Consider the following 16,728-nt stretch of genomic DNA (forward strand, 5'->3'; position numbering starts at 1 on the left):
GCACAGCCCTCACGAATAAAGTACCAGTCTTACTGGAAAGGCTTGGGCGTGAACGCTGGCGGGCTGGCTTTATTCCGTTTACGCTATGCTTTGCAAAATACAGAAAAAGTAGCCGGACACCATCGTTACGGCACTTAAGCAAGCCGTAAAGGAAACCGTCATGACTGAATCGCTGCCCATCGCCGCCATCGTCCACTCGGGGAAGCACCAGGCCGATGACCTGCTTATCGCCTTTTTCAACGACCTGACGACGCGCGGCTGGAAAATACGTGGTTTGGTACGCGGCCCCGCCGACTCAGCCGACGATTGCGCCACGCGCACCGTGCTTGATGTACATACCGGCGAGATCTACCCCATTTCTCAGAATTTGGGGCAGGGCTCCACCGCCTGCTGTCTCGATCCCGGCGCCCTGATTGCTGCGGCCGTCGTTCTGCATCGTGCCTTCGAGGCTCAAGTCGACCTGGCTCTTGTGAATCGCTTTGGTATTCTCGAAGCCGATGGCAAAGGCTTTGCCCAAGAGATGTTGTCCTTCATGGGTGAAGGCATCCCAATGCTGACGGTTGTTTCTCAAACCTACCTAGAGGCATGGCGCCACTTTACCGGCGGGCTGGCCCATGAAATGCCCGCCACCAAAGAAGCTTTATACGATTGGGCCCGCAGCCTGCCTGCCGCCCAGAAATGGCCACTGGCCGAGCACGCCGCGTGAAGGGACTTGTGCGGTGCGGCGGTCGCCCACTTGAACATCCATGACTTCGCTGCGTTATACCGCCCTGCTCGCAGCGCTACTCATTTTGCTGCTCGTCACGCTGGCACTCAGCCTTAGCGCCGGCAAATACCCCGTCGGTTTGCCGGCTTTATGGGCCAGCCTTACAGGCCATCACAGCTCCGCATTGCTCGACACTGTCGTCTGGCAACTGCGCTTGCCTCGTGCTCTTGCAGCCGCCCTCATAGGCGCGGCACTCTCTGCAGCCGGCGCGGCCTATCAGGCCATGTTTCGGAATCCGCTGGTGTCACCCGACATTCTGGGCGTATCGGCGGGTGCCGGGCTCGGAGCTTCGCTGGGCATTTTCATGAGCCTGTCCTTGTTATGGGTTCAAGGTCTGGCCTTCGCCGGTGGCTTGCTGGCCGTTGCCTGCGTGTATTTGGTCGGGCGCGCGGCACGCCGGCAAGACAGCGTGCTAGTGCTGGTATTGGCCGGTGTCGCCATAGGCGCCCTATTGAGCGCGGGCTTATCGTTGCTGAAGCTGCTGGCCGATCCCACATCACAACTGCCGTCCATTACGTTTTGGCTGATGGGGGGCCTGCAAGCCGTGACCAGCCACGAGCTGCGCTGGCTTGCACCAGGCATCGCCATGGCCATGCTACCCTTAATACTCTTGCGCTGGCGTGTCAACATACTGAATCTACCCGACCACGAAGCCCTGGCCATGGGCCAAAACCCCAACCGCCTGCGTCTACTACTGATCGCCGCAGCCACGCTGTTGACCGCCTGTTCGGTGGCTTTCGCAGGCATCATAGCGTGGGTGGGTCTGATCATGCCGCATATCGCCAGACTACTCGTCGGTGCCGAATTCTCGCGCCTGCTGCCCACGGCAGCGCTGCTGGGGGCCGTGTTTCTGGTGCTCACCGATCTTTTGGCTCGTGCAGTCAGCCACACCGAACTACCCCTGGGTTTGCTGACATCGTTGCTGGGGGCTCCGTTCTTCCTGTACCTGCTGCTTCGTTCGCGTCGGCTGTCATGAGCAACGCCCTGATCAACGCCGTTCGCCTGGATATCGGCTACGCCCAAAAAAGGGTGGCGCAACAGCTGGATATCAGCCTGCATGCCGGGCGTATCGTGGCTTTATTAGGACCTAATGGCACCGGAAAAACCACTTTATTCAAGACTTTGCTGGGTTTTTTGCCGCCCCTAAGCGGTAAGGTATACGTGCAAGGCCGGCGCTTGCATGAGTGGCCCTTGCGCGAACTGGCACACTGTCTGGCCTACGTGCCTCAGGCGCAAGACAGCTCACTTTCATTAAATGTACAAGACCTGGTTCTGCTGGGTCGTACCGCCCATGTGCCGTTGTTTTCCTCGCCCTCGGCCCAAGACCGCAGCCTGGCCCTGCAAAGCCTGGAGGCGCTTGGTATCAAGCATTTGGCGGCGCACGCTTACGACCAGCTTAGCGGGGGTGAGAAGCAACTGGTGCTGATTGCCAGAGCTTTGGCGCAATCACCGGCAGCATTGATCATGGACGAACCCACAGCAAGTCTGGATTTCGGCAATCAGATAAAAGTGCTCAAGCACATGCGGCGCCTGGCTGATGCAGGCATGGGCATATTGTTTTGCACCCACCAACCCGAGCACGCCCTGCGTATTGCGGATGAGGTCAGCCTGTTCAAAGACGGCGCTATACAAGCGCACGGGGCGCCCCAACAAATACTGAGCCCCGAACGTATCGCTTGGCTATACGATCTGGAACCGGCCGACTTGGATGTCGGCCATCAGAAAACCCCGCCTAATGACTGAGGGCTGAAGGCTGATTTTTGCTGATACGCCTGGACAAGTGCACCATTGTGGCCGAGCCCAGCAATGCTGCCGCGACGGTTACCAACCAAGTGCCCTGCCATCCCCCCACCACAGTCGCCACCCAGGCAATCAGTGGGGGCCCGCAGAACTGACCCGCCGCCGACAACTGCTGCATCCAGCCCACCGAGGCAGCCGTCGCTTGTGGCGCGGGCGCCAGCTTGATGGTTAAGTAGAACATCGTGGTGGGCACCAAGCCCCCCAGGGTAGAAAACACCAAAACTGCGGCGAACTGCACCCACACCGGCACCGGGAACGCAAACGCCACTATGCTGCTGATCATCATGGCCGCGTAGCCCGTCAAGACCAGCGTTCGCGGCGTAAAACCGTGATGCAGCAAGCGCCCCGCGTACAAACAGCCTATCGCATTCGAGCCGGCCACAATGGCTGTCAGGACCCCAGCCATGATTCCCGACACACCACTTAACTGATAAATGGTGGGTAGAAAACCAATCACGGAGATCCACTGCCCGGCATACATGGCGAACATGAAGGCCACCATCCAGATATTGGCACTGGATAAGGTCAGACGGATAATGCTCCAGGCCGAAAACGAGGACTTTTTTGCGTCGCCGGAAGGCGCTGCATCGGCGGGCAAACCGCGCCACACGATCGCGGCGACAAGCACCGTGACGACGGCCAAGCCCAGCCAAAGCACGCGCCAGTTAGCCATGCCCAACACCCACGAACCCACCAGCAAAATAATGATGGAGCCTACCGGGATATAACAGCCCCATACCCCCAGCACGCGGCTAAGCTTGGCCGGCGACACCAACTGCCGTATCAACGCCGGCCCGGGCAGCACCACCAACAGAAAGCCCACGCCCTCTAGGGCTCGCCACAAAAGCAGGCTGGTAAGCGTGGCATACGCCGCACTGCCTACGGAACTGGCCGCCAGTAAAAGCAGCCCCACCACGACCGAACGGCGCAAGCCGATTTTTTCGGCCGTCATGCCGGTGAGCAAACCCAGGGTCATGCCGGCCAGTTGCACCAAAGACAACAGAAACCCGGAAGTGACCAAACTCATGTCGAGTTCTGCGCGGATCGCTGGCAAAGCAGGCGGCAACTTCCATATGTGCAAGGCGCTGCAAATACCTGCCAGCACCACCAAATACGCCAGGCTGACGCCCTTATCAGGCTGCGCCGCCACGTCTGTTTCAAGCTTCATGTCTTTGTTTCCCGTGGGGAGCGACCCACTACCCCGCAACCACCCGCGCCGCCTATGATTACCTGATTGGCCTGCGGCACCCTATCAGCCCATATTGTGGCACACTCGTCGTATTTAGCCGCTGCTCCATTTCTCTCACGCCATGTCTTCCAAGCCCACACCTGCCACACCTGCGCTCGACGAGCCGCACTCGAAAAAGCAATTGCTGTGGCTGATCGCTGTGCTGGTTTTCGTCTGTATGAATCTGCGCCCCATGCTCACCGGCCTGGGCCCGGTGCTGGATTCCGTACGCCAGTCTTTGCAGCTCTCGAATACGGCGGTGGGTTTGCTGATCACCCTGCCTGTGCTGTGCTTCGGCCTTATCGCCCCCATAGCGCCTAAGCTGCTACCCTATTTTTCAGCCGAACGTCTGGTCACGCTGGGCATGATCATCCAGGTCATCGGTATCGCTCTACGCAGCCTTTTCGGCGCCCCCGGTCTTTTCATAGGTACCTTGGTCGGAGGCATAGGCATAGGCATAGTCATGGTGGTGCTGCCCGGCCTTATCAAACAGCACTTCCCCACCAAAGCCAGTCTGATGATGGGGGTTTATTCCACCGCGCTGTGCCTGGGCGCCACGATATCCGCCGCATTGGCCGTGCCTCTGGAAGAGCTACCGGGCAGCAGTTGGCGCTGGTCGCTGGCTTTTTGGCTGGTACCCGCCACCGTTAGTATCGTGGCATGGTGGCGCATCAATCGCAATACGCCCCAGACGGCCGCCTCAGTGCGTAGCGCCTCCGCCCTACCCAAGTTAAGCCGCAACTGGCTGGCTTGGCATATCACCTTGTATATGGGCACGCAGTCCACCATTGCCTACTGCGTTTTCGGCTGGCTACCCGTCATTCTTATCGACCGTGGCCTCAGTCCCCTCAATGCGGGCTTTGCCCTCTCGCTGTTGATGCTGGTACAGATCGTGACCTCGCTCACCGCCCCCTGGATGGCACAGCATGGCCGCGATCAGCGCGGCGTCATCGCCGGCTTATCCATATTGATGTGGGTGGGGATACTAGGCCTTTTCTTTGCCCCCATAGGCCAAGTATGGCTGCATGCCACCGTGGCTGGGCTGGGCTTGGGCGGCATATTCGCCATGTCGCTGGCCTTCTTGGTCCTGCGTTCGCCCAATGCCCAAGTCGCCGCGGCCCTATCAGGTATGGCCCAAGGCGTGGGTTACACCATCGCTGCCACAGGGCCGTTTCTAGTCGGATGGCTACACGAGGTCACAGACAGCTGGAACTCAGTCGCCATTTTTTTCATGGTACTGATGAGCGTAGCCACCTGTTTCGGCCTGAGCGCTGGCCGAAACCTGACCATCAAGCTGCCTGAGCCTCGAAAGTCTTAAGCGGCACCGAGACGTCCTGGGCTTGCTCGGCGGGCACGGCTTGCCCAGCGGCCACCAGCTTACGCGCAGCCATATGGTCGGAAGGCGAATTAATGGACTCCACCGCAGCCAAGACTTCGCCATCAAAATACAGCACGGAAAACTTGCCGTCATGCATCTGGCCGCGCAATACTCGCTGATGATGGGGCTGCGCCAGACCGACGATCTGCAGGCGTACCTCACCCTGGTCAGACCAGAACCACGGCAGCGCTCTGTAAGCTTGGGTTTGGCCCAGCAGGGTGGCAGCGGCACAACGCGCTTGGTCATTGGCATTCTGAATGGACTCAAGCCGCAAGCGACGCCCCAGAATGTGCGAAGGGAATGCCGTGCAGTCGCCTATGGCCAAAATTTGTGGATCGCTGGTGCGCATGTTTTCGTCCACGACGATGCCGTTCTCGCAAAGCAGGCCGGCATCACTCGCCAGCTCTTCGTTGGGCACTGCTCCAATCCCTACGATAACCATATCCACGGGCAAGGCCTCGCCGTTTAGCCAGACCTGCTTGACACCTTGCTCATCGCCTTCAAAACGCTCTATGCAGGCATCCAGTCGGATGTCTACGCCGCGGCTGCGGTGATGGGCCAGCAGAAACTGGGAGACTTCGGGAGACACCGATCGGGCCAACAGGCGTGGGGCCGACTCAAGCAAAGTTACCCGCTTGCCCTGCAGCGCCATGGTAGCGGCGATTTCCAAACCTATGAAGCCACCGCCCACCACCAAGACATGTTCGGCTTGCTGCGACTGCTGGCGCAGCCTTGCCGCATCATCAAGCGTACGCAAGGTATGCACATTGGCGCCCATGCCTTCCAGGCCGGGCAAGGTACGCGCACGCGTGCCGGTTGCCAGCACCAACTGCTCGTATGGCAAAGTCGTGCCGTCGGCCAGATGCAGCTGACACGCCTGGCGATCAATCCGCATGGCGCGGCTGGAAAGACGCAAGGCGACTCCCTTACCGGTATAGAAACTGTCGGCGCGTATCCAGGCCGGCGCGGGCTCTGGCTCTTTCAGATAGCTTTTGGATAAGGGCGGTCGTTGGTAAGGCACGTAAGCCTCGTCGGACACCAGCACCACCCGTTCACCTTGGCCGGCTTCTATCAAACTGGCACAAATCTGCGCGGCGGCATGGCCGCCGCCCACCACAATGATATGACTCACTTGCTTTCCTTTTTCTTTCGGCTGGAAGGCGCTTTTTTGTTCAGAACGTGCGCCTCCAGATAGACCTGTGTCGCCTGTTCAACGTTGGGCAGATTGCCATGCAAACGCCACAACATGTCTAGCAGCACAGGTACTTCTTCGGGGTTCAGGCAGTTGAGGAAAGCGCGTTGGCGCTCCATGGCTACCGCTTTGATTTCGTCGTGTTTGCGCCGACCGGCCTCGGTCAGCGTGGCATAGCGCACCCGACCATCGTGAGGATCGTGCGAGAAAGAAATCAGGCCCATCTCGTACATGCTTTTAAAAGCGCGGCTGACCGAACCTTTGTCCATGCCAATGAGGCGGCACACCATGTTCACCGACACTTTTTCGTCCAGCGCCAGCATCACCAATACGCGCCAGACCTCGATACCCACGCCAAAATGACGCCGGTATGCCGAGGCGGCGCCCCCCGCCAGCTTGGTGGTAATGAAAGTGAAATACGCGGGTGCGTATTGCTCTAGCTCTATGCCGGTGGGCAGCCACTTGTCGGCGCGCTGAGCTGCCTGCCGCCTGGCAGCGGGTTTGTTTGCCCGCGCAGTCTGAGACGATTTAGTTGGCATCGAATGATTGCGCGGGCCCGCTTTGACCGCGCCTACTGTTGGGTTTCCGGAAGATGGACAGTGATGCTTGCGTCACCCTCCACCACCAGTTGGCAACCCAGACGACTTGTGGGCTTGAGCGGGCTGCTCGTGCAGTCGAGCATTTCCTGCTCGGGCGCTGAAATGGGGGGAAACTTGTCGGCATCCTGTTCGTCCACGTACACATGACAGGTGGCGCACATGGCCGAACCGCCACATTCTCCCACAATTCCAGCTACGCCATGGTTGACGGCAGCCTGCATGACAGAGATTCCGCCCGAAACTTCCACTTCGGTGACTTGACCCGTATGGTCTACGTATTTAATGATCGCCACAACGACTTCCTACTGAAAAAACTTAATGCGGTATCAGGCGCACAGGCAATGAATCCAAAGCGCGCAACGTATTGTTCAAGCGTCGGCGTGGCTCACCCGTGATTTCGATACGTTTGACCCGCTTGGCCAAGGCAGCCAACACCAATTCGCCTTCCATACGCGCCACAGCCTGGCCTACGCAGCCGTGGATGCCCGTGCCAAAGGCCACGTGCCCGACAGGCTTGCGGTCTATGTCGAAGGTTTCCGGGTTCTGCCATTGGCGCGGGTCGCGGTTGGCCGAACCCAGGAAGGTCACAACCTTGTCGTTCTCCAGCATATCGACGTCGGCGTACGTCATCCGGGCATTCACGGTACGGAAGAATGTTTGCACCGATGATTCGTAGCGCAGACTTTCCTCGAATGCGGCACGTGCCTTGCCTGGTTCGGCGGCAAGCTTGGCGTATTGGTCTGGATTGATCGCCAGCGAATACACCGCGTTGCCAATGCCGTTAACCGTGGTGTCGACACCCGCCGACAAGAAGGAACGCACCAGCATGGGTGCTTCTTCCATGGTGATCTCACCAGCTTCAGCTGCTTGGTAGATCAAATCACCAAAGCCGTCGGGGCGCAGATTTTCTCGTTGGCATTGCGTCATGATCCAGTCGCGCACCGGCTCGTAACGCTGCACGGCATCCTGGAAAATATGATTGCGCGGGCCAAAGGCGTTGAACACCATATTGCCGTAAAGCAGCAGGTTCTCACGGCCTTGCTCAGACAAACCCAATGCGTCGGGGAACACCTTGAGCGGGTAGACTTCGCCCAACTCTTTGACGGCATCAATCTCGCCTTGGGCTACCAAGCGCTCGACCAGTTCTTCCGCGTAAGCCTGGAAGTCGACCTTGATCTTCATGACCACTTTGGGCGAGAGCACACGCGCCAGAATCGCACGAGCGCGAGTATGGCTGGGTGGGTCGGCCTCCAGGATCAGGCTAGGCGGACGGAAAGGGGTTTCAGTGCGAAAGTTTGCCAGCCCCACGCCCGCGGAAGAAATGAAGTTAGACCAGTCAGTCAATATGCCATGCACCTCTTTGTGCCTGGCCACCGCCCAGATACCGTACTTATTCAGCCACACAACCGGGCCAGCCTCGCGCATTTGCTCGTGGAAGGGATAGGGGTCGGTCAGAAACTCGTCGGAAAAGGGATCGAGATCCAGGCGTGGCACATTGATTTCGCGCGCCGTATCGTCTTGCATCGTTTGCATCATCGTCTCCAGATGTCCAATCAGCCGGCGACCTGCACCGGCACTTCCGTTACGGATACGTAGCGGTCGAGCAAGCGGGAGTCGTGCAGCAGTTCCGCCGCCCCACCCTCGTGCACCAAGGCTCCGTGATCCAGAATCAAGGCGCGCTGCGCAAATGACAGCGCCTCTTGTACTTTTTGCTCCACCAACAGAATGGCCACGCCTTCTTCGGCGCTAAGCCGTTCGAAGGCTTCCATCAACTCTTGGCAAATAATGGGCGCCAGGCCTTCGAGCGGCTCGTCAAGCAGCAGCAAGCGCGGATTGCCCAACAAGGTACGGGCCACCGACAGCATTTGTTGCTCGCCGCCCGAGAGTTCCGAGCCGCCGTTGCCGCGCCGCTCTTTCAAGCGTGGAAACCAGCGATAGGCGCGCTCAATTTCGGATCGTGGCTGATTGCGCAAGCCGGCCACCAGGTTCTCTTCCACAGTAAGAGAAGGAAAAACATCGCGTGTTTGGGGCACATACCCTATGCCCATGCATGAACGCTGTACGGTGCCACTGCGGGTGACGTCTTGGCCGCGCCAATGCACCGCCCCGCTACGCCACTGCGTCAAGCCCATGATGGTCTTGAGCGTCGTTGACTTACCCACGCCGTTGCGCCCTATCAGGCACACTCGCTCGCCTTCGCCTATGCTGAACGACACTTCGTGCAGAATCGTCAAAGGCCCGTAGCCGGCCACGGCTTTGGTCAATGTGAAAAGTTCGCTCATGCCAGCTCCGCCTTGCCCAGATAAACCGCACGTACGACCTCATTACGCCGAATGTCGTCTGGCGTGCCTTCAGCCAGCACCGCGCCATTGGCCAGCACCAGAATCCGATGCGCAAAGCGAAACACCAAGTCCATATCGTGTTCGATAATGACGACAGCCAGATCCGCCGGCAGGCGCGACAAGGCATCCAGAATTAGTTGCGCCTCTGAACGCGGCACACCGGCCATAGGCTCGTCCAATAACAGCACTTTGGGGCGCAAGGCCAAAGCCAGCGCGATTTCCAGCAGTCGCTGGTCACCATAGGCCATGGCCGACGGTGCCGCTGTGGCAATACGCGAAAGATGCAAACCTTCGAGTATCTGTGCGGCTTCGTCCAGCACCGCCGTATAGCTGCGGCGATCACGCCACATACTGCTTATGCTGTCTTCACGCTGATGTATGGCCAGCGCCACTTGCTCTATGGCAGGCAGGGTGGGCGCCAATTTGGAAATCTGAAACGTACGCACCAAACCATGACGCACACGCTTATAGCCAGGCCAGGCCGTTATGTCTTCGTTGTGCAGGTGGATGCTACCGGAGTCTGCGTGCAGAAAACCCGCGATCTGATTCACCAGTGTCGTCTTGCCCGCACCATTAGGGCCGATAAGGGCCAGGCGCTCGCCCGCGTTCAAGGTCAAGGACACATCATTCGTTACCTGCAAGCCACCAAAAGCTTTGCTCAGGTTTTTTACGCGCAACACGCTCATGCCCGTCTCCCGAAGATGGACAACACCGATGCCCCCAGACGCTTAGCCACATATTGCACAGCGCCTTTAGGCAGGAACACCACCAGCATCAGCAAGGCGCCAATGACGAACAGCCAATGGAAGGGGTTGGCGGAAGAGGCAAAATGGTGAATGCCCATGAAAAGCCCCGTGCCTATAACGGCGCCTACCAAGTTGCCCGTCCCGCCCAACACCAGCATGACCAGACCCTCTGCCGACAGGTTGAAGCTCAGGCTGTCCAGCCCGACCACTTGCGTGATCTGTGCGGAAAGGCCGCCCGCCAGCCCGGCAAAGACGCCCGACAGCACGTATAAACGCAGCAAATGGGGGTGAATGCGCGTACCGTTGGCCTGCATGCGATCGCGGTTTTCGCGTATGCCCTGGCAGCACAAACCAAAGGGCGAGTTCATGACCCTGTGCAACACGGCATAACTGAGCAACAGCACAATGGCGCTATACCAATAGCCGGTAATGCCGAACATATCGAACTCGAACCGACCAAACAATGGGCTGATCTCGAAGCCGGACAAGCCGTCGTCGCCCCCCGTAATGGACTGCAGCTTGCTGGCCAGATTCTGCATGATCTGGGCAACGGCGATGGTCAGCATCAGGAATGCCAGGCCTTCATAGCGCACCAAGAAAGCGCCGGAGATCCAGGCCAACAGTGCGCCGGCAATGGCCGCCACCGCCAAACCCACCAAGGGGTCGGTGCTAAGGTGCATGGCGCAAAGCCCCGCCCCATAAGCCCCCGCGCCGAACAGGGCGGCATGCCCTAGCGTAGGCAGGCCTGCGTAGCCGGTGACAAGGTCAAGCGACATCACGAAGATGGCCAGAACCGCAACCCGCGTCAGGATCAAGGTACTACCCGGGAACAACCAATACAGAGCGCAGATAATGCCCAGGCCTATGGCATACGCATGCCACGGCAGTAAAGTCTTGCGTTTGCCGGCAAGAGCGGCATGGGATGATGTCATGCCTATCTCCGGAGTATGCCGTGAGGGCGGAACGCCAGCAGCAGAATCATGGCTGCATAGAAGAAAAAGTTGCCGTAGCCCGAAGCCAGGTAGCGGGCGGCGGTATCTACCACCCCCAGCAGCAACGCCGCACACAAGGTGCCCGAAATACTGCCCAGGCCACCGACTGAGACGACTACCAGCATCAGAACCAGATACTTGAGCGGGTAATACGGCTCAAGCGGCATGAGCTCGGCCCCCAACACACCCCCCAAGGCTGCCAGGCCCGCGCCCACGGCAAAGGTGGCGCATTGCACGGCACGAATATTGATACCCAGCGAGGCTGACATCCCAGCGTTGTCCACCGAGGCGCGCAGCCAGATACCAAAACGTGTACGCGCTACCAACCACCACAACAGCCCCACAACCAGCAAGCCCGCCAGTACTACCATTACACGTTGCTTGGGCAGGGTTCTGTCACCCAAAGACATGGAACCCTGCATCCACTCGGGCAAAGGCAACTGCTGTATGTAGGCACCGGCCAGGAAGTTGGCTAATGCAATACAGACAAAAGTAAAACCTATGGTGAACAGCACCTGTTGCAACTCGGTGCGCTTGTATAAGTGGCGAAAGACAAAATGCTCGACCACGGCGGCAACCGCCATGGCGGCGAGCAAGGCGGCGAACACGCCGGCCAAAAACGGCCAGCCTTGTTCGCGCACCAACAGCGCCGCCACATAGCCGCCCGCCATCGCGAACGCGCCATGCGCCAGGTTGATGAAGCGCATCAGCCCCATGGTGACGGAGAGCCCTACGGAAATGATGAACAACACCATTCCGTAGACCACGCCATCGATGATGATATTGCTTAGGTGCGGCACACTGGGCTCCTGACAGAAGACACGTCGCTGAGATACACCATCTACGTCTTTACTGTTGTTGCAGGCCGTAATCTTGATGCGGGCCGAAATTTTCGATTTCGGTGTTCTTCAACTTGCCGTCTGCACCGCGCTCAACCTTGCGCAGGTAAACGTTCTGAGTAATGTGACGCGATTCGGGGTCAATGCTGGCTGGGCCGCGCGGGCTCTCCCATTTGTATCCCTTGATAGCCTCGATTGCTTTGGCACCGTCCTTCTTGCCGTCGGTCGCTTCGACCATCTTATGAATGATGTGCATACCGTCATAGGCACCCACCGAGGCATAGTTCAGCAGCGCGTCGTTGGCCTGAGCTTTCATGGCTTTTTCGAAGTCGCGGTTGGCGTCGGAGTCATGGGCGGCGGAATAATGGAAAGCGGTCAGCAGGCCCTCGGCGGCATCGCCGAACTTCTGCAGATCGAATTCATCCATTTCGGCCGTCCCCAGGAATTCGATGCCTGCTTCACGCAAACCGTTCTGGTTGTAAGCGTTGACGAAACCCAGGTTGGGCGGGCCGCCGGGCAGGAAGATATACGCGGCTTGGGCACCGGAAGCCTTGATGCGCTGAGCAAAAGGACTGAAATCATTCGTGCTCATGGGCATGCGGATGTTGTCGACGATTTCGCCACCGAGCTTCTTGAATTCGGTATCAAAGGCTTTCTCTGCGTCTACGCCAGGCGCGTAATCCATGACGGCAGTGATCACCTTTTTGTAGCCTTTGTCATAGGCCCATTTGGCCAAGGGCTGCGTGACCTGCCACAAGGTGTACGAAGTACGCAGGAAGTAGTCTGAGCGCGGCGTGATGGACGAAGTGGCCGCGTTGAAAATGACGGTAGGCGTTTTGGACTGCTGGATCAGGGGCGCAACCGCCATGGCGTTAGGCGTAAACACCAAGCCGCCCAGGTAATCCACCTTATCGTTGACGATAAGCTCTTGCGCTGCGGTCTTTACGCCGGCGGGGTTAGGGCCGCCGCTATCGCGATAGACGATTTGAATATCATGGCCGGCAAATTTGCCGTCTTGCTTCTTAAGATAAGCCTCGGCGCCGTCTTTGAATAATTTGCCGTAATGAGCAAAAGGGCCGGAAAACGGTGCAATGATGCCGACCTTGACGGTATCGGCCCATGCAACGCTTGAAAGGGAAGCAGCCAGGCAGGCCGCCAGGCCCATGCGCAGAATCTTCATAGTGTCTCCTGTGTGCTCGGGCTAATCGCTCTTGGCGTGCCCTGCATTTATTTATGTCGTCATGAAAATGAACCTTCCACCGCTTCCAGCCTGCATCCCGGGTCGAAGGTGGAGTGATTCTATGAACATATGGTTGGTATGTCAACAAGTTGATATACCAACCATGTGTGATTAATGGAAAACCCCGATGCGAGCCCGCTGGCATGCGACCTGTTCCGCCCGCCTAGGCCTCTCCGGCCTTATTAACTTTTTTTTACATCGAGCCGCCCACCTAACTCTGGACGACCTCGCCTCGCTTACCTATGATGGCAACGTGGCTAGGCCCAGCGGCATTCCATCCACTCTGGTGAATCGAATACCGATGCGCCCTGCGCGCCCACCTACCTCACTCTAGGAGCTGCAAATGGCCATTATCAGCATGATCATCGTTGGTTTCATCGTCGGCCTTATTGCCCGTGCAATCATGCCGGGAGATCAAAAGCTGGGCTTCATCCTGACCGTCGTTCTGGGTATCGTGGGCTCAATCGTCGCCGGTTACCTGGGGGGCGCCATAGGTTGGTATCAGCCAGGCGAAGCGGCAGGCTGGATAGGTTCGGTGGTCGGCGCAATTATTGTGCTCTTTATCTATGGCCTTATCGCCAAGAAGAGTTGAGCCCTCAGCTGACTTCTTCGTTATGCTGTCGTAGCGCCTAGCGCCTTACGAAAGCTGAAAGGCATGTACGGCACCCCGTGCATGCCTTTTTTCATGACCGCATTTTCTGTAAACCATGCCTTTGCCTACACCGGAACCCTCCCCACCCGTTTTTACTATGCGCGCACATTGGCTGGCCGAGACCGTCCGGCTGCGTGAAGCCCGCTGGGGTCTTCTGGAAGACGCCAGCGAATGCCGTCGCGCCCGGGCGCTAGGCGGCAACCTGGCACAACGCATACTGCTGCGCGCGCAATGGCTGGCGCAACGCGAAGGCCTGAGCGAAGCCGTCACTCACTGGCAGAAGCTGGCGCGCTTGGCACTGCTGGCCTTGCTGCTGTTGGCAATGCTGGCCGGCGGCAGCGCGGCGCTGGCAGCGCTGGGCGATAATCTTCACCCCGTCAATTTGGCTGTCGCTTTACTGGCTTTGCTGGGTCTGCACGCCCTCACCTTCGTGTTCTGGTTGTTCAGCCTGATGCTGCCCGGGCGTGGCGAGTCGGCGCTGCTGGGTAAAGTCTGGCTCTGGATTGCCAACAAGCTGGCACGCGGGCCAAATCAAACCCTGCCCGCAACCTCACTGGTCGAATGGCTGGGACGCTACGGCCTATTACGGTGGGCGTTCGGCAGTATCAGCCAACTGACTTGGCTGGTGGCTTTGCTTGCACAAGTGGTGGTGCTGCTGTTGGCCCTGGCGGCAAAGCGCTACGACTTCACCTGGGAAACCACCCTGCTGCCCCCCGGGTTCTTCATTGCCCTCACGCAGCTTCTGGGCTGGTTGCCCGCCCAGCTGGGATTTGCCCTGCCCTCGCCCGAAGCCGTGCAAAACAGCATCAATACGCCCGCTTCCGCCGCTACGGATCAGGCCTTGTGGTCGAGTTGGCTGCTGGGGTGCATCGTGGTTTACGGCATTGCGCCGCGTCTGTTGGCATTGGTTTATTGCTTGTGCGTGCTACGACGCCGCCTGCCACAGCTTGCCATCGATGAAGTCCAGCCGGGCTACGCCGAATTGCGCCCCCGCCTGATGCCGGCCAGCGAACCCATAGGCATAGACGCCCAGCCCGGTGCATCCGATGCTATCGCCACACCGCGCGACAGCCAGGCCGCTTGCTTTAGCACGGCCCCTTTGGTTATAGGTTTTGAACTGGCCGAAGAGGCCACCTGGCCTCCCCTAGCTATACCCAGCCGCTTTCAGGTAGGCCCCAACATCACTCAGCGTGATCAGCGCGAGGCTTTATTACAGCAAATGCATCGCCAAGCGCCTGGCACCCTCGTGCTAGTCCTGGACGGCAACCAAACGCCTGACCGAGGTTCATTGGCCTTTCTCCAAGAAGCCCATGCCCTGGCCGGCAAGCTGCATATCGTGCTCCTTTCCGGTCCTGAAGGCCCTGCCCGCCGACTCGCCCAATGGCACCAAGCCCTGGACACGCTACCGGCGCCCAAGCCGCAGTGTCATGACTCATTGAATAGCGCCCTGGACGCTTTGGCCCATGCCCACGCCTGACGCCGTGCCTTACCTTGCGCCCACCGCCCCTCTCAAGCTGGCTGTTGTAGGCCATACCAATACCGGTAAAACTTCGCTGTTGCGCACGCTTACGCGCGACCCCGACTTTGGTGAGGTCGCCGATCAAGCCGGCACCACCCGACACGTAGAAGGCGTGCGCCTGATAACAGAGGGCCAGGCACTGGTAGCGCTTTACGACACGCCCGGCCTGGAAGACGGCATGGGCCTGCTGGACCACCTGGACACCCTGCATACCCAAGGCAGCCGCGATATCGGCCCAGGCCGTATTCAGCGTTTTCTCGATAGCCCGGCCGCTCAAGGACGTTTTGAGCAGGAAGCCCGGGTACTGCGGCAGTTGCTGGATAGCGATGCCGGTCTTTATATTATTGATGCCCGCGATCCTGTGCTGGGCAAGCACCGCGACGAACTGGCTATCTTGGCGCAATGCGGCAAGCCTTTGCTTCCTGTACTGAACTTCGTCAATGCCCCCCAGCAAAGAGCCGATGCTTGGCGTGCCGCTTTAGGGCCATTGGGCTTGCATGTGGCTGCCAGTTTCGACACCGTCGCCCCGGCCACCGATGGCGAGGCACAGTTGTATGACAAGCTCGCCCTGCTGCTGGACTCCCATGCCCCCGCCTTGCAGGCCATCAAAACAGACATCGCAAAGCAAAAAGCCGCCCGTCACGAGCAGGCCATGCAAGGCTTGGCCGAACTGCTGATAGACGTCGCCGCTTTGCGTCTTAGCAGTCCCCCAGAGACAGCTGCCCTCGAACAAACCGCAAAACGCCTACGCCAGCTTGTCCGCGATCGCGAACAGCAATGCGTGCAGATGCTGCTGGCTTTGTATAACTTTCGCACCAGCGATTTTCCTGCACATGCCCTGCCATTGTCAGGCGAGCGTTGGGGTATGGACCTGTTCAGCCCGCAGGCGCTCAAGGATATGGGTTTGCAGGTAAGCAAAGGCATGGCTGCCGGCGCCATGGCGGGCGTCACAGTAGACCTGCTGACCGGCGGCCTGAGTTTGGGAGCCGCCGCCGTACTGGGCGCCGCAGTGGGCGGTTTATGGCAAGGCGCGGAGCGCCTGGGCAAACGCCTGCTAGGGCGCATACAAGGTTATCAGGAAGTCAGTATCGATGACGCCGTGCTGCGCCTGCTGGGTTTGCGCCAGCTGGCATTGATAGAAGCGCTGCAACGCCGTGGCCATGCGGCTTTAGCCCCTATTAAACTCGAACCATCCTCAAGTGAGGCTGGTGATGAGGCGAGGCTGAGCGAAGCGAGCGAAGCGCAAACCCAAGGCCCTAAACACCCCTTGCGCGCACGAAGCCTGCCGGAACCACTATTGCAAGCCAGGGTACAAGCGCAGTGGTCTACCCTGGGAGACAATTACAAGCCGGACGACCAAAGAACCGAAACGGTACGGGCGCTGTCGCTGGCGCTTATGAATGCGAGTTCCGACGCCTGAAGCAATAGCGGACAG

17 protein-coding genes are annotated in these 16,728 nt (G+C 59.0%); 7 read left to right on the top strand and 10 right to left on the bottom strand.

Annotated features, from left to right (window positions below):
- Nucleotides 1-160: 160 nt before the first annotated feature.
- The 3 genes from H0484_RS07825 to H0484_RS07835 are packed head-to-tail and all read left to right on the top strand — an operon-like array spanning nucleotide 161 to nucleotide 2,509.
- Entirely contained in the window at nucleotides 161-706 is a 546-nt protein-coding gene (locus tag H0484_RS07825) for a DUF2478 domain-containing protein (protein ID WP_226954011.1), read from the top strand.
- A gap of 40 nt (nucleotides 707-746) precedes the next feature.
- On the top strand, nucleotides 747-1,742 hold the full coding sequence (locus H0484_RS07830; protein WP_226954012.1) for a FecCD family ABC transporter permease: 996 nt from the start codon (nucleotides 747-749) through the stop codon (nucleotides 1,740-1,742).
- A complete protein-coding gene (locus tag H0484_RS07835; protein ID WP_226954013.1) occupies nucleotides 1,739-2,509 on the top strand; it encodes an ABC transporter ATP-binding protein in 771 nt (256 codons plus the stop codon). Before H0484_RS07830 ends, H0484_RS07835 begins: the two co-directional genes overlap by 4 nt.
- On the opposite strand, the gene H0484_RS07840 is transcribed toward H0484_RS07835, so the two are convergent.
- Nucleotides 2,499-3,734, bottom strand: coding sequence for an MFS transporter (locus H0484_RS07840; RefSeq protein WP_226954014.1), 1,236 nt, complete (start codon nucleotides 3,732-3,734; stop codon nucleotides 2,499-2,501). The genes H0484_RS07835 and H0484_RS07840 overlap by 11 nt on opposite strands.
- 142 nt (nucleotides 3,735-3,876) lie before the next feature.
- Between H0484_RS07840 and H0484_RS07845 the strand changes: the two genes are divergently transcribed.
- Nucleotides 3,877-5,112 carry a CynX/NimT family MFS transporter gene (locus H0484_RS07845; protein ID WP_226954015.1) on the top strand — a complete coding sequence of 412 codons (1,236 nt, stop codon included), beginning with the start codon at nucleotides 3,877-3,879 and terminating at the stop codon, nucleotides 5,110-5,112.
- Here H0484_RS07845 and H0484_RS07850 read toward each other — a convergent pair.
- Genes H0484_RS07850 through H0484_RS07890 form a run of 9 tightly spaced genes read right to left on the bottom strand, consistent with a single transcriptional unit; the run spans nucleotide 5,084 to nucleotide 13,062 of the window.
- Complete coding sequence (locus tag H0484_RS07850) at nucleotides 5,084-6,304, bottom strand: NAD(P)/FAD-dependent oxidoreductase (RefSeq protein ID WP_226954016.1); 1,221 nt, start codon at nucleotides 6,302-6,304, stop codon at nucleotides 5,084-5,086. The two genes, H0484_RS07845 and H0484_RS07850, sit on opposite strands and share 29 nt — an antisense overlap.
- Nucleotides 6,301-6,903, bottom strand: a complete 603-nt coding sequence (locus tag H0484_RS07855) for a MarR family winged helix-turn-helix transcriptional regulator (RefSeq protein WP_226954018.1) — start codon at nucleotides 6,901-6,903, stop codon at nucleotides 6,301-6,303. The genes H0484_RS07850 and H0484_RS07855 overlap by 4 nt, the downstream gene beginning before the upstream one ends.
- 32 nt (nucleotides 6,904-6,935) lie before the next feature.
- Nucleotides 6,936-7,256, bottom strand: coding sequence for a 2Fe-2S iron-sulfur cluster-binding protein (locus H0484_RS07860; protein ID WP_226954019.1), 321 nt, complete (start codon nucleotides 7,254-7,256; stop codon nucleotides 6,936-6,938).
- 22 nt (nucleotides 7,257-7,278) lie between these two features.
- Nucleotides 7,279-8,496 carry a cytochrome P450 gene (locus H0484_RS07865; RefSeq protein ID WP_226954021.1) on the bottom strand — a complete coding sequence of 406 codons (1,218 nt, stop codon included), beginning with the start codon at nucleotides 8,494-8,496 and terminating at the stop codon, nucleotides 7,279-7,281.
- Between the two features lie 20 nt (nucleotides 8,497-8,516).
- Entirely contained in the window at nucleotides 8,517-9,245 is a 729-nt protein-coding gene (locus tag H0484_RS07870; RefSeq protein WP_226954022.1) for an ABC transporter ATP-binding protein, read from the bottom strand.
- A complete protein-coding gene (locus H0484_RS07875) occupies nucleotides 9,242-9,991 on the bottom strand; it encodes an ABC transporter ATP-binding protein (protein ID WP_226954024.1) in 750 nt (249 codons plus the stop codon). The genes H0484_RS07870 and H0484_RS07875 overlap by 4 nt, the downstream gene beginning before the upstream one ends.
- Nucleotides 9,988-10,983 (bottom strand): branched-chain amino acid ABC transporter permease, encoded by a 996-nt coding sequence (locus tag H0484_RS07880; RefSeq protein ID WP_226954026.1) that lies wholly within the window; start codon nucleotides 10,981-10,983, stop codon nucleotides 9,988-9,990. The genes H0484_RS07875 and H0484_RS07880 overlap by 4 nt, the downstream gene beginning before the upstream one ends.
- A 2-nt stretch (nucleotides 10,984-10,985) precedes the next feature.
- Nucleotides 10,986-11,843, bottom strand: coding sequence for a branched-chain amino acid ABC transporter permease (locus H0484_RS07885; protein ID WP_226954028.1), 858 nt, complete (start codon nucleotides 11,841-11,843; stop codon nucleotides 10,986-10,988).
- Between the two features lie 49 nt (nucleotides 11,844-11,892).
- Nucleotides 11,893-13,062, bottom strand: a complete 1,170-nt coding sequence (locus H0484_RS07890; RefSeq protein ID WP_226954029.1) for an ABC transporter substrate-binding protein — start codon at nucleotides 13,060-13,062, stop codon at nucleotides 11,893-11,895.
- Between the two features lie 403 nt (nucleotides 13,063-13,465).
- On the opposite strand from H0484_RS07890, the gene H0484_RS07895 reads away from it, so the two are divergent.
- From H0484_RS07895 to H0484_RS07905, 3 genes are all read left to right on the top strand, one after another.
- A complete protein-coding gene (locus H0484_RS07895) occupies nucleotides 13,466-13,714 on the top strand; it encodes a GlsB/YeaQ/YmgE family stress response membrane protein (protein ID WP_226954030.1) in 249 nt (82 codons plus the stop codon).
- 115 nt (nucleotides 13,715-13,829) lie between these two features.
- Entirely contained in the window at nucleotides 13,830-15,251 is a 1,422-nt protein-coding gene (locus H0484_RS07900; RefSeq protein ID WP_226954032.1) for a DUF2868 domain-containing protein, read from the top strand.
- Nucleotides 15,238-16,713 (top strand): DUF3482 domain-containing protein, encoded by a 1,476-nt coding sequence (locus H0484_RS07905; protein ID WP_226954033.1) that lies wholly within the window; start codon nucleotides 15,238-15,240, stop codon nucleotides 16,711-16,713. Before H0484_RS07900 ends, H0484_RS07905 begins: the two co-directional genes overlap by 14 nt.
- Nucleotides 16,714-16,728 lie beyond the last annotated feature (15 nt).

Source organism: Mesopusillimonas faecipullorum (assembly GCF_020539505.1).
GTDB lineage: Bacteria > Pseudomonadota > Gammaproteobacteria > Burkholderiales > Burkholderiaceae_B > Mesopusillimonas > Mesopusillimonas faecipullorum.

Excerpts from the sequence above, each read along its gene's own strand:
- H0484_RS07825 (WP_226954011.1), top strand. The coding sequence starts at position 161 with ATGACTGAATCGCTGCCCATCGCCGCCATCGTCCACTCGGGGAAGCAC.
- H0484_RS07830 (WP_226954012.1), top strand. The coding sequence starts at position 747 with ATGACTTCGCTGCGTTATACCGCCCTGCTCGCAGCGCTACTCATTTTG.
- H0484_RS07835 (WP_226954013.1), top strand. The coding sequence starts at position 1,739 with ATGAGCAACGCCCTGATCAACGCCGTTCGCCTGGATATCGGCTACGCC.
- H0484_RS07840 (WP_226954014.1), bottom strand. The coding sequence starts at position 3,734 with ATGAAGCTTGAAACAGACGTGGCGGCGCAGCCTGATAAGGGCGTCAGC.
- H0484_RS07845 (WP_226954015.1), top strand. The coding sequence starts at position 3,877 with ATGTCTTCCAAGCCCACACCTGCCACACCTGCGCTCGACGAGCCGCAC.
- H0484_RS07855 (WP_226954018.1), bottom strand. The coding sequence starts at position 6,903 with ATGCCAACTAAATCGTCTCAGACTGCGCGGGCAAACAAACCCGCTGCC.
- H0484_RS07865 (WP_226954021.1), bottom strand. The coding sequence starts at position 8,496 with ATGCAAACGATGCAAGACGATACGGCGCGCGAAATCAATGTGCCACGC.
- H0484_RS07870 (WP_226954022.1), bottom strand. The coding sequence starts at position 9,245 with ATGAGCGAACTTTTCACATTGACCAAAGCCGTGGCCGGCTACGGGCCT.
- H0484_RS07875 (WP_226954024.1), bottom strand. The coding sequence starts at position 9,991 with ATGAGCGTGTTGCGCGTAAAAAACCTGAGCAAAGCTTTTGGTGGCTTG.
- H0484_RS07880 (WP_226954026.1), bottom strand. The coding sequence starts at position 10,983 with ATGACATCATCCCATGCCGCTCTTGCCGGCAAACGCAAGACTTTACTG.
- H0484_RS07890 (WP_226954029.1), bottom strand. The coding sequence starts at position 13,062 with ATGAAGATTCTGCGCATGGGCCTGGCGGCCTGCCTGGCTGCTTCCCTT.
- H0484_RS07895 (WP_226954030.1), top strand. The coding sequence starts at position 13,466 with ATGGCCATTATCAGCATGATCATCGTTGGTTTCATCGTCGGCCTTATT.
- H0484_RS07900 (WP_226954032.1), top strand. The coding sequence starts at position 13,830 with ATGCCTTTGCCTACACCGGAACCCTCCCCACCCGTTTTTACTATGCGC.
- H0484_RS07905 (WP_226954033.1), top strand. The coding sequence starts at position 15,238 with ATGCCCACGCCTGACGCCGTGCCTTACCTTGCGCCCACCGCCCCTCTC.